Below are 10316 nucleotides of genomic sequence, written 5' to 3' on the forward strand. Positions count from 1 at the left end.
GCCATGACCTTCCAGCCCTCGACGTACGCAGTGACGCACGTTGTCACCGATGACGACACCGCTGCCGCAGTGGCTAGTGGCGACCTCGCGGTGCTCGCCACGCCGCGCCTGCTCGCATGGCTCGAGGAAGCGTCGTGCGGCGCCGTGGGTCTCGATGCCGCCAACACCAGTGTGAGCGCGCGCGTCGAGCTGGAGCACCTCGCGCCGAGCCCGGTCGGCGCCGAGGTGACCGCGACGGCCACCGTCGTGCACCGGGACGGCCGGTTGATCCGGTTCCAGGTCGTGGCGCACGACGCCCGAGGAACGGTGCTCGCCAAAGGCGAGGCTCAGCGCATCGTGGTCGACCGTGAGCGGTTCCTCTCGCAGGTGCCCGAGCCCGGTGTGGGAGACTGATCGCCGAACCTCGGCGTCACGGGAGGAGAGCATCATGGGCAAGACCGGCCGCAAACGTCGCGCGCGTCGCAAGAAGAACGCGAATCACGGCAAGCGCCCCAACGCGTGAGGAAACCCCCGTCATCGACGGGGGTTTTCTTCTTGTCAGCCGGGCTGCTCGGTGATCTGTACCTGGACTGAGCGAATCGAGTAGAGCACCTTGGCGCGCAGGGGTTCGGGCGCCTTCTCGGCGCAGGAGCGGGAGACGAGCGCCTTGACCACCCGCTCGAGGTCGTAGGCGGTCAGGCACGACGAGCAGTTGTCGATGTGGGCCTGGATCTCGTCGTGGCTGGCGGTGTCGATCTCCTCGTCGAGGAAGACGTAGAGCTTCTCCAGCGCCGTCTCGCAGTTGTCGCAGCTCACGACTGCTCACCCACGCCCGTGACGGCCATGCCGCGCTCGCGCGCGTAGTCGGAGAGGAGGTCGCGCAACATGCGGCGGCCGCGGTGCAGACGAGACATGACCGTGCCGATCGGCGTCTCCATGATCTCGGCGATCTCCTTGTACGGAAATCCCTCGACGTCCGCAAGGTAGACGGCGTACATGAAGTCCACAGGCAGCTGCTGCAGAGCCGCTTTGACGTCGCTGTCGGGCAGGTGCTCGAGCGCCTCCATCTCGGCGGACTTGAGGCCGGACGAGGAGTGCGACTCGGCGGCCGCGATCTGCCAGTCTTCGATCTCGTCGGTGATCTGCTGCGGCTGACGCTGCTTCTTGCGGTATGTGTTGATGTACGTGTTGGTGAGGATGCGGTACAGCCACGCCTTGAGGTTGGTGCCGGGCGTGAACTGGTGGAACGCGCTGAAAGCCTTGGCGTACGTCTCCTGGACGAGGTCCTCGGCGTCCTGGGGGCTGCGGGTCATGCGCAGGCCGGCCGAGTAGAGCTGGTCGAGGAAGGGCAGCGCGTCGGCCTCGAACCGGGCATACCGCTGCTCAGGCGTCTCGGTCTCGAGGTCGACGGGTTCGGGCTCGACGTCCGTGGTTTCCAGGTCGGCGTCGAGACTTGCGGAGGTGTCTGTCATCGCGTCCCAGCCTACTCTGGGCTGCTGACGGGCACTGACGCGGAGCGTCGCGGTGGACACCTCACGGGTGCGTTGAGCACATGCCTGCATGGCACCTCCTTTGGTGGAAGGAACAAGACCGGGAGGTGCGCTATTCCGTCGGCTGGGCTATTCGGTGGGCAGGGGATCGATGAGCTCGGGGCCGTTGTGGCGATGGTTGTTGACCGCTGTCGACACCGGCCAGGCGTCGAGGCGCCCCGGCGCGGCCGGGACCAGCAGCCCGAGGAGCTCATCGGTCGGGTGCGGCGTCGGGTCGAGCCAGGCCTCGTAGGCGTCAGGCTCGAGCATCAGTGGCATGCGATCGTGAAGGTGGCCGAGGTCATCGGCCGCGGTGGTGGTGAGGATCGTGTACGTGATGAGCCACTCCTCGGCGGCGTCGTCACGCCAGAACTCGTAAAGACCTGCCATCGCCAGCACCGACCGGTCCTTGGGCGTGATGTAGAAGGGCTGCTTGGGCGCCTTCTTCTTGCTGCTCGGATCTCCCTCGCCGGCGTACCACTCGTAGTAGCCGTCGGCCGGCACGATCGCCCGTCGCTTGCCGAACGCCCTCTTGAAGGCGGGTTTCTCGGCCACCGTCTCGGTGCGGGCGTTGATCATGCGGTTGCCGATGGACGGGTCCTTGGCCCAGCTGGGCACCAGACCCCACTTGGCGACGAGCAGCTCTCGCGTTGGCGGTCCGTCGTCTGCGGGGCGGGCGATGACCAGCGGCGCGAGCTTGGTGGGGGCCATGTTGAAGTCGGCCTCGAGCTCGACGAAGGAGTCGGCCAGCTCCGCTCCGAAGGCGTCGTTGAGGGAGGCGGACGTTCGGGTGGTGGCATAGCGGCCGCACATGGATCCAGCCTTCCACAGGCCGCAGACAGCGAGGCGCTCGTTTCGACAGTCTTCGCGCGCCGGGACAGAATGAGGACATGACCGTTCTGCGCACCATCGCCCGTCCGATGCTCGCCTCGATGTTCGTGTATGGAGGGGTGAACGCGCTCCGCAACGCTCCGGCGATGGCACCCAAGGCCGAGCCGGTCGCCGACCTGCTGCGCAAGGTGGCACCCGACGTGAAGGTGTCCGACGCCAACCTGGTGCGCATCAACGGCGCCATCCACGTGACCGCAGGAACTGCGTTGGCCACCGGGCACGTGCCACGACTGGCCGCCTTCGTCCTCGCCGGCACCCTGGTGCCCACCACCGCAGTCGGCCACCCGTTCTGGAACCACGGCGACACGGCAGCGCGCCAGAACCAGACCATCCACTTCCTCAAGAACGTGTCGATGATCGGCGGCCTGCTGATGGCAACCCTCGACCCGGACCCGCACAAGAAGTTCATCGGACGTCGCGCGAAGGACAAGGTCCACGAGGGCATCGACCAGCTTCGCGGGTAGGCCCTCCGGTCGCGCTCGCACGACTAGAGTGAGCGCGATGAACGCCGCCCAGACCCGGTCTGCCCGGCCTTGGCCTGCGCCGCAACGGACGACACCCCTCGAGGCGCAGGTACTCGTCCCGGGCTCGAAGTCCCTCACCAACCGGCTGCTCGTGCTCGCGGCCCTCGGTGACGATCCGTCGGCGCTGACCCTTCCACTGGCGTCGCGCGACACCGACCTCATGGTCGACGCGCTGACGTCACTCGGCGCTCGCGTCGAGCGCGACGGTGCGGTCTGGACGGTCATTCCGGCCACGCATGGCGTGATGGGCGACGTCGCCGTCGACTGCGGCCTGGCCGGTACCGTCATGCGTTTCGTGCCTCCGATCGCGGCTTTGAGCCGGGCCTCGGTCACGCTCGACGGCGACGAACGCGCCCGCGTCCGTCCCATGTCGACCACGATCACAGCCCTGCGCGCCCTCGGCGTCGAGGTCGAGGATGGCGGGCACCCGGCGCTGCCGTTCACGGTGCACGGAACCGGCCACGTGAAGGGTGGCGAGCTCCAGATCGACGCGTCGGCGTCCAGCCAGTTCGTGTCTGCCTTGCTCCTCACCGCGCCGCGCTTCGACCTGGGACTCGACCTCCACCACACCGGCCCGCCGATGCCGTCCCATCCGCACGTCGAGATGACCGTCACCGAGCTCCGACGACGAGGGGTCGACGTCGACGACTCCGCTTCCGACCGCTGGGTCGTCCGCCCCGGCCCGATCGCTTCGCTCGACGCAGTCGTGGAGCCCGACCTGTCGAACGCCGGCCCGTTCGTGGCCGCTGCGCTGGTCACCGGCGGGTCGGTACGTGTCCGCAGCTGGCCCGAGTCGACGACACAGGCCGGCGACGCATGGCGGTCCATCGCCGATTCGTTCGGAGGGCACGCTGAGCGCGACGGCGGCGACATGATCTTCAGTGCCGGCGAGACGCTCGCGGGCGTCGAGCTCGATCTTCACGAGATCGGAGAGCTGACGCCGGTCGTCGCTGCCGTTGCGGCCCTGGCCGAGAGCGAGACCCGGTTGAGCGGAGTGGCCCATCTTCGCGGACACGAGACCGACCGACTTGCCGCCATCGCCGCGGAGATCAACCGCCTCGGCGGCGACGTCCAAGAGCGCGAGGACGGCCTGATCATCCGGCCGCGGCCGCTGCACAGCGGCGTGGTCAGCACGTACGACGACCACCGCATGGCCCAGGCCGCCGTGGTCCTCGGCCTGCGGGTGCCGGGGCTGCTCGTCGAGAACGTCGGCACGACGGCGAAGACGTACCCGGACTTCGCCTCCGTGTGGGAGCGGTTCGTCGCGTGAGGGAGGACGACGAGCACGCCGCCTTCGAGCGTCCGCGCCGTCGCACGCGGCCACGCACCAAGGACCGTCCCAACTACGACGACGCCGCGGTCGGCCGCGTCATCACGGTCGACCGGGGTCGCTACACCGTCGTGGTGGGTGACGAGCAACGAGTCGTCACGGCCATGAAGTCACGGCCCCTCGGACGCCAGGGGGTCGTGGTCGGCGACGAGGTTCGGATCGTCGGCGACATCACCGGCGCCGAAGGCTCGCTGGCCCGCATCGTGGAGGTGCTCCCCCGTCGCACCGTGCTGCGCCGCACCGCCGACGACGACGACCCGATCGAGCGGGTCGTGGTGGCCAACGCCGATCAGCTCGTCGTCGTCGCGGCGCTCGCCCATCCGCCGCTGCGCCTGGCGCTCGTCGATCGGTGCCTGGTGGCGGCATTCGACGCCGGCATGGCGCCGGTCGTGTGCCTCACCAAGGCGGACATCGCACCGTCGGAGGAAGTCGTCGAGCTCTTGGAGCCACTGGACGTCCGCGTCATCGTGACCCAGCGCGGCGGAGATCTCGGCGAGATCCGCGATGCACTCCGCGACCACACCAGTGTGCTCGTGGGGCACAGCGGAGTCGGCAAGTCCACGCTGGTCAACGCCCTGGTTCCGGATGCCTACCGCGCCACCAGCCACGTCAATGCGGTCACCGGCCGCGGCCGCCAGACGTCGACGTCGGCCATGGTGCTCGAGCTACCTGCCGGCGGCTGGATCATCGACACGCCGGGATTCCGTTCGTTCGGGCTGGCCCATGTCGAGGTGCAGGACATCATCAAGGCCTTTCCCGACCTCGACGACGTCAGTGTCGACTGTCCTCGAGGCTGCACCCACGCGGTGACCGAGCCGGAGTGCGCCCTCGACGTCGCGGTGGCTGACGCGCGCCTGCGTCTTGATCGGGTCGAGTCGTTCCGCCGCATCCTCGCCAGTCGCGAGACGGCCGGCTGACCACACCTACCCGCCGGAGTAGTCGATGGATCCGTCGGGGTTCCAGACGGCCTTCGAGCCCTGGTGGCCGGTCAGGCCGACCATCACGATGACGACGACCGCGAGCGCGGCCACGATGATCGCGGCGCCGCCGCCGGCGAGCGGGTTGGTCAGCCGCGGGAACACGAAGGCCGCGATGACGGTGACGGCGAGGAACACCAGGAGCCAGATCCATAGTTGATCGGCCAGCTGTTCGTGGCGATCGACGACCTTGCCGGCGGCGTTGTCCTTGAGCTGGTCGCCGAGAGCTTCCTTGAACACCTTGCCGCTCTCGCGGGCGACGTAGACCGTGACCGTGGCGAGGGCCGTGGCCGCAACCAGGGGCCATCGAAGCCGCATGCGCCACGGCGGATACACGATGACGATGCCGAGCAGGGCCGCGAGCGGGACGAGGACGACGGAGCCGTGCACGACCAGCGCGTGGATCGGAAGTCCGAAGAATGAACCGAACACCGGGCGCCTCCGAGAGGGTCAAGACCGTGGTCGCGGTCGATGTCACCGTACCCTAAGCCGCATGGGCCACTCCTGGAACGACGACGTCCGGCTGGCGCACGTGCTCGCCGACAACGCCGACAACCTGTCGATGGATCGCTTCGGGGCGATCGACCTCGAGGTGTCGACGAAGCCGGACCTGACCTACGTCACCGAGTCCGACGAGGCCGTCGAGAAGGCCATCCGCCGTCAGCTTCACCTGGCCCGCACCCGCGACGTCGTCCTCGGCGAGGAGCATGGCGAGGTCGAGGGATCCACCGGGTCGCACGAGCGGCGCTGGATCATCGACCCCATCGACGGCACGGCCAACTTCGTCCGCGGCGTCCCGGTGTGGGCGACGCTGATCGCCCTCGAGGAAGCCGGCGAGATCGTCGCCGGCTGCGTCTCCGCGCCGGCGATCGGCCGGCGCTGGTGGGCCTCCAAGGGCGGTGGAGCGTTCACCGGCAAGTCGGTCATGCACCCGCGCGAGATCCGCGTCTCGCAGGTGTCCGACCTCGATGCCGCCTCGATGTCCTACAGCTCGGCCACCAGCTGGGAGCAGATCGACAAGGCCGAAGGCTTCGCGGCTCTGCTGCGGCGCTGCTGGCGTACTCGCGCCTACGGCGACTTCTGGTCGTACATGATGGTGGCGGAGGGAGCGGTCGACATCGCCGCCGAGCCCGACCTGAAGCTGTGGGACATGGCCGCCCTCGACATCATCGTGCGAGAGGCCGGCGGCTCGTTCACCAGCCTGGCCGGACAGCCGGGACCATGGGGACCGAACGCGCTGGCCACCAACGGTCGCCTGCACGACGCAGCCATGGCCTACCTCGGACACTTCCCCGACGACGGTCCGCCCGATGCGTCGTGGACCGATGAGCCCGAGGACGCGATGGACGACGAATCGGGCAACGGTGACGACAACGTCCGCACGCTCGACTTCTCCCGTTCGTGGGGCGAGCCCGACGTGCCTTGAACCCTCGCCGTGGTTCACGCCCGGGGATAGAGTTGAGATCCAAGAAGAAGGGTGACTTAATGCGCGTGAGTGATGTCCTGTCGTCCAAGGGATCCGGCTCGGTCTACACGATCCGTCCCGAGGCCACCATGGCCGAGCTGCTCGATGCCTTGGCCGAGTACAACGTCGGTGCGCTCGTGGTGAGCCACGACGGCACCTCGATGGTCGGCATCGTCTCCGAGCGCGATGTCGTGCGCAAGGTCCGCGACTTCGACCATCCGAGCAGCATCACCGTCGAGCAGATCATGACGTCCGACGTGCAGGTGTGCTCACCCGAGGACTCGTTCGGCTCGCTCATGGCGATCATGACCGAGCACCGGGTGCGACACGTGCCGGTGCTCGACGGCGGGTCGCTCGTCGGCGTGCTGAGCATCGGCGACGCCGTGAAGCACCGGATGGACCAGCTCGAGTTCGAGCGCGACCAGCTCAACAACTACGTGTCGCGCGGCTGAGGAGCCGAGCCAGCCAGTCGATTTCGATACCTTTCCGATATATCGTTTATGTATCGGAAAGGAACGATGATCATGCGAAAGAACGACCCCCACCAGTGCCACCCCGATGACCGTCGGCGTGGCCGACGAGAAGATCTTCCCTATCTCGGTGTCGACCTCGGCGGCGGCTTCGGGTACTCCGGCCGGCGACGCGGCAGACGCCGCGGCGGACGCGGAGGTGACGTCCGGGCGGCAGCCCTGCTGCTCCTCGCGAACCAGCCGGCCCACGGCTACCAGCTGATCCAGGAGATCGGCGAGCTCAGCAAGGGCGCCTGGACGCCCAGCCCGGGCTCCATCTACCCCGTCCTGCAGCAACTCGAGGACGAGGGCCTGATCGAGTTCGACCGGGTCGAAGGCCGCAAGACGGCCACGCTCACCGACGCCGGCCGCGAGTACGTCGAGGAGCATCGCGACGAGCTGGGCATCCCATGGGAAGACGCCACGCGCGCCGACGAAAGATCCGTGGGCCGTGAGGCCGGCGAGGCGCTCAAGGGACTGGTCGTGGCCTGGCGTCAGGTGATGCACACCGGGAACCCGGCCCAGCAGACCCGCGCCAGCGCGGTGCTCGACGACGCCCGCCGCGCGATGTACGGCATCTTGGCGGACGAGGAGTCCTAGGGCGTCTCCCTATTCCGATCCGGGTTCGCGTGGCGCCCCTCGAACCGGAGTAGGGAGGCACGCCCTAGCGGCCGCTCAGCGCACCGTCGATGAGCGTGAGCACGTCGATGGTCCGCGCCTCGAGGATGTGCGGCTTCTCGACCTCGCGAGCGACGTACTTGGCAACGAAGCGTCGGAGCTCGCCCTTGACGTCGGCGACCTCCTTCACCACGGACGCTCCGAGCCCGTCGGCGTGGAGGTCGATGTCGATCTCCTTGGGGGCCGGCGTCTCGACGTGGATGAACACCGTCAGCGGCGGGGCCGCCACGGCGGTGAGCACCAGCGGAATGTCGAGCACGGCGGAGAAGTGATGGGTACTCACCTGCAGATCGAGCGAGAAGTCGACGTCGACCGGCAGTCGGACGAGGTACCGGACAGGGTCGTCGCCACGCCGCTCGGCAACCGGCTGCCCGACCCGGCCGGATGCGGAGACGCTGGCAACGCGCCCGGGCCCGACCCTCATCGGGCCGAACTCGATCGGCTCGCCGGCGAGCACGGAGATCGGACCGAGGATGCGTCCCTCGCTGATTGCATGCTGGAAGAAGGCAACTCCCCACTGCTCGTACGTCATGGGCGTCGGATCACTGATGGTCACGATGTCCCCTCTTGTCGACCTCCAGATCCTACCCGACGGTAGGAATCCGTGCGAAGGATGCTGGCAGGATGCGTTGCGGCATCCTTGGCCCGGTGAGTCAACACGGAAGGATGCACCTGCCTGACAGTGAGATGTCGTGGCGGTTCTCGCGGTCGTCGGGTGCAGGCGGACAACACGTCAACACGACGGACACCCGCGTCGAGCTGAGCTGGTCGCTCGATGCCACGTCTGCGCTCACCGACGCACAGAAGGAGCTCGCCGCCCGACGACTTCGCTCCCGCCTCGTGGACGGAACGATCACGGTGGTTTCGTCGCGCTACCGCTCCCAGCACCGCAACCGGGAGGCCGCGCGAGTTCGGCTCGAGGAGCTCGTCACGCAGGCGCTCGTGCCTCCGAAACCGCGGCGCGCCACCCGGCCGACCCGCGCGTCGGTCGAGCGACGGCTCGGCGCCAAGAAACGTCGTGGCGACGTCAAGAAGTCGCGTCGGGCTCGCTGGGACTGAGGGGCCTCTCCCACACATGCATCGTCGCCTGCACCCTCATGCCGAGACGCTCGTACAAACCCAGCGCGCCGGTGCGGCTGTCGGTACCTAGCGCGGCCCTGGCCACCCCCCGCGCCCTCGCCGCCTCGAACGACGCCGCCATCAGCTCCTGGCCGATACCCATTCCACGGTGGTCGCCGCGGACCGCCAGCTGATAGACCCAGGCGGTGTCGTCGCTGTCGTGCACGATGCTCGCGCCCACGACCTCGCCGTCGTTCGTCGCGACGCGATGGTGGCTGGGATCGCCACCTTCGCGGTCCAGGTTCTCGATCGACCACTCGTCGAGCGTGGTGCGCTCACGGCCGATCCAGGCGCTGAACGCATCCTCGACCACGGCGTGGACTGCCTCCGCGTCGGCCAGCTCGAACGTGCGGACCTGAACTCCGTCGGGAAGTGCGCGATGCGCGATGGCATGGCCATCGTCCATCCTGAGCACCCAGCTGGTCCACGACAGCGCGTAGCCCCGCTCTTCGAGCAACCTCGCCGCGGCCGTGTCAGGCTCCAGGACGACTTGTTGCGCGGTGGCGTTTCCTCGGGTGGCGAGGGCACGCTCGGTCCACCGCGTCAACGCCGTGCCGAGGCCACGACCGGTGTGAGCCCGGTCGACCGTGACGTAGCCACGGTTGCGTGAGATCTCGGCGCAGGCGACGAGCACGCCGTCCGCCGCGACGCCGCACGATCCCGTGACGAGATCGGTCGTCGGGAGGGCCCACTCGGCGGAGACGTCCGCGCGGTCGATGAACGACTCGCCGAAGAGCGACTCCTCGTTGCGCCGCATCAGCTCGACGACGGCGTCGATGTCGTCGGGGGTGAGCGGGCGGGCGGTGAGATCCGCGGGCAGGTCGGTGAGCACCAGCTGTCTCAGGCGGGTTCGGCCGGCTTGGTCGGAGCACCGATGTCATCGGTGGGATCGGAGCCGTCGTCGCCGGAATCCTCCTCGCCGGAGTCGCCGTCGTCATCCTCGGCGTCGTCCGAGTTCTCCCCCAATTCGTCCGAAGTCCCGGCCTCCTGGTCGGTCTCGGCCATCTCCTCGGTGTCGTCGTCGCCCTCGTCACCGGGATCGGCTCCCTCGACGCCCTCGGTTCCCTCCGGCTGCTCAGTGGTGGGGTGCTTCGGGGTGTCGGGCGGCCCGCTCTCGTTCGGATCCTCGGGAACGTCCGGACCGGCCGAGTCGTCGGGCACGCCGGCGTCGTCGGCGTCGACCTCCTCGCCGGCCTGAGCCTCATTCTCCTGTGGTGTCTCGGTCATCCTGACCTCTCGAGTCCAGGGACGCTGACCTGCGCCCTCCTCGACATCGTCCGATGAATCCGAGGGCCCCGCGAGTCGAGCGCTGCAG

At 68.5% G+C, this 10316-nt stretch carries 16 protein-coding genes; 9 read left to right on the top strand and 7 right to left on the bottom strand.

All coding sequences use genetic code 11. The features are described 5' to 3' along the window. Positions 1-3: 3 nt before the first annotated feature. Positions 4-393: a thioesterase family protein gene (locus ACRDPN_RS05605; protein ID WP_431446384.1), complete on the top strand. Its 390-nt coding sequence runs from the start codon at positions 4-6 to the stop codon at positions 391-393. Positions 394-427: 34 nt separating this feature from the next. After that, positions 428-502, top strand: coding sequence for a 50S ribosomal protein bL37 (locus ACRDPN_RS05610; RefSeq protein ID WP_373887156.1), 75 nt, complete (start codon positions 428-430; stop codon positions 500-502). A gap of 35 nt (positions 503-537) precedes the next feature. Here ACRDPN_RS05610 and rsrA read toward each other — a convergent pair whose 3' ends face one another. The 3 genes from rsrA to ACRDPN_RS05625 all read right to left on the bottom strand — a co-directional run bounded on the left by rsrA (position 538) and on the right by ACRDPN_RS05625 (position 2321). Beyond that, on the bottom strand, positions 538-795 hold the full coding sequence (gene rsrA, locus ACRDPN_RS05615; RefSeq protein WP_431446385.1) for a mycothiol system anti-sigma-R factor: 258 nt from the start codon (positions 793-795) through the stop codon (positions 538-540). Beyond that, positions 792-1451, bottom strand: coding sequence for a sigma-70 family RNA polymerase sigma factor (locus ACRDPN_RS05620; RefSeq protein ID WP_431446386.1), 660 nt, complete (start codon positions 1449-1451; stop codon positions 792-794). Before ACRDPN_RS05620 ends, rsrA begins: the two co-directional genes overlap by 4 nt. Before the next feature lie 147 nt (positions 1452-1598). Continuing rightward, on the bottom strand, positions 1599-2321 hold the full coding sequence (locus ACRDPN_RS05625; RefSeq protein WP_431446387.1) for an SOS response-associated peptidase: 723 nt from the start codon (positions 2319-2321) through the stop codon (positions 1599-1601). A gap of 77 nt (positions 2322-2398) precedes the next feature. Between ACRDPN_RS05625 and ACRDPN_RS05630 the strand changes: the two genes are divergently transcribed. The 3 genes from ACRDPN_RS05630 to rsgA are packed head-to-tail and all read left to right on the top strand — an operon-like array spanning position 2399 to position 5170. Then, entirely contained in the window at positions 2399-2863 is a 465-nt protein-coding gene (locus ACRDPN_RS05630) for a DoxX family protein (RefSeq protein WP_431446388.1), read from the top strand. Positions 2864-2900: 37 nt separating this feature from the next. Beyond that, positions 2901-4193 (top strand): 3-phosphoshikimate 1-carboxyvinyltransferase, encoded by a 1293-nt coding sequence (gene aroA / locus ACRDPN_RS05635; RefSeq protein WP_431446389.1) that lies wholly within the window; start codon positions 2901-2903, stop codon positions 4191-4193. Beyond that, complete coding sequence (rsgA, locus tag ACRDPN_RS05640) at positions 4190-5170, top strand: ribosome small subunit-dependent GTPase A (RefSeq protein WP_431446390.1); 981 nt, start codon at positions 4190-4192, stop codon at positions 5168-5170. The genes aroA and rsgA overlap by 4 nt, the downstream gene beginning before the upstream one ends. Before the next feature lie 6 nt (positions 5171-5176). On the opposite strand, the gene ACRDPN_RS05645 is transcribed toward rsgA, so the two are convergent. Next, positions 5177-5662: a DUF2231 domain-containing protein gene (locus ACRDPN_RS05645; RefSeq protein WP_431446391.1), complete on the bottom strand. Its 486-nt coding sequence runs from the start codon at positions 5660-5662 to the stop codon at positions 5177-5179. 61 nt (positions 5663-5723) lie between these two features. Here ACRDPN_RS05645 and ACRDPN_RS05650 point away from each other — a divergent pair, with 61 nt between their 5' ends. The 3 genes from ACRDPN_RS05650 to ACRDPN_RS05660 all read left to right on the top strand — a co-directional run bounded on the left by ACRDPN_RS05650 (position 5724) and on the right by ACRDPN_RS05660 (position 7804). Further along, complete coding sequence (locus ACRDPN_RS05650) at positions 5724-6656, top strand: inositol monophosphatase family protein (protein WP_431446392.1); 933 nt, start codon at positions 5724-5726, stop codon at positions 6654-6656. A gap of 59 nt (positions 6657-6715) precedes the next feature. Beyond that, positions 6716-7147 carry a CBS domain-containing protein gene (locus ACRDPN_RS05655; protein WP_431446393.1) on the top strand — a complete coding sequence of 144 codons (432 nt, stop codon included), beginning with the start codon at positions 6716-6718 and terminating at the stop codon, positions 7145-7147. A gap of 72 nt (positions 7148-7219) precedes the next feature. Continuing rightward, positions 7220-7804, top strand: a complete 585-nt coding sequence (locus ACRDPN_RS05660; protein ID WP_431446394.1) for a PadR family transcriptional regulator — start codon at positions 7220-7222, stop codon at positions 7802-7804. Between the two features lie 64 nt (positions 7805-7868). Here ACRDPN_RS05660 and ACRDPN_RS05665 read toward each other — a convergent pair whose 3' ends face one another. After that, positions 7869-8438 carry a hypothetical protein gene (locus ACRDPN_RS05665; RefSeq protein WP_431446395.1) on the bottom strand — a complete coding sequence of 190 codons (570 nt, stop codon included), beginning with the start codon at positions 8436-8438 and terminating at the stop codon, positions 7869-7871. Positions 8439-8530: 92 nt separating this feature from the next. On the opposite strand from ACRDPN_RS05665, the gene arfB reads away from it, so the two are divergent. After that, on the top strand, positions 8531-8941 hold the full coding sequence (gene arfB / locus ACRDPN_RS05670; RefSeq protein WP_431446396.1) for an alternative ribosome rescue aminoacyl-tRNA hydrolase ArfB: 411 nt from the start codon (positions 8531-8533) through the stop codon (positions 8939-8941). On the opposite strand, the gene ACRDPN_RS05675 is transcribed toward arfB, so the two are convergent. Continuing rightward, positions 8910-9833 carry a GNAT family N-acetyltransferase gene (locus ACRDPN_RS05675; RefSeq protein WP_431446397.1) on the bottom strand — a complete coding sequence of 308 codons (924 nt, stop codon included), beginning with the start codon at positions 9831-9833 and terminating at the stop codon, positions 8910-8912. The two genes, arfB and ACRDPN_RS05675, sit on opposite strands and share 32 nt — an antisense overlap. 8 nt (positions 9834-9841) lie before the next feature. Then, on the bottom strand, positions 9842-10228 hold the full coding sequence (locus ACRDPN_RS05680) for a hypothetical protein (RefSeq protein ID WP_431446398.1): 387 nt from the start codon (positions 10226-10228) through the stop codon (positions 9842-9844). Between the last annotated feature and the right edge of the window lie 88 nt (positions 10229-10316).

The sequence above is a fragment of the Aeromicrobium sp. genome, from assembly GCF_050700635.1.
Taxonomy (GTDB): domain Bacteria; phylum Actinomycetota; class Actinomycetes; order Propionibacteriales; family Nocardioidaceae; genus Aeromicrobium.

Bases quoted from the DNA above. Each gene is read 5' to 3' on its own strand.
- ACRDPN_RS05605 (WP_431446384.1), top strand. From the start codon at position 4: ATGACCTTCCAGCCCTCGACGTACGCAGTGACGCACGTTGTCACCGAT.
- ACRDPN_RS05620 (WP_431446386.1), bottom strand. From the start codon at position 1,451: ATGACAGACACCTCCGCAAGTCTCGACGCCGACCTGGAAACCACGGAC.
- ACRDPN_RS05625 (WP_431446387.1), bottom strand. From the start codon at position 2,321: ATGTGCGGCCGCTATGCCACCACCCGAACGTCCGCCTCCCTCAACGAC.
- ACRDPN_RS05630 (WP_431446388.1), top strand. From the start codon at position 2,399: ATGACCGTTCTGCGCACCATCGCCCGTCCGATGCTCGCCTCGATGTTC.
- aroA (WP_431446389.1), top strand. From the start codon at position 2,901: ATGAACGCCGCCCAGACCCGGTCTGCCCGGCCTTGGCCTGCGCCGCAA.
- ACRDPN_RS05650 (WP_431446392.1), top strand. From the start codon at position 5,724: ATGGGCCACTCCTGGAACGACGACGTCCGGCTGGCGCACGTGCTCGCC.
- ACRDPN_RS05655 (WP_431446393.1), top strand. From the start codon at position 6,716: ATGCGCGTGAGTGATGTCCTGTCGTCCAAGGGATCCGGCTCGGTCTAC.
- ACRDPN_RS05660 (WP_431446394.1), top strand. From the start codon at position 7,220: ATGCGAAAGAACGACCCCCACCAGTGCCACCCCGATGACCGTCGGCGT.
- ACRDPN_RS05680 (WP_431446398.1), bottom strand. From the start codon at position 10,228: ATGACCGAGACACCACAGGAGAATGAGGCTCAGGCCGGCGAGGAGGTC.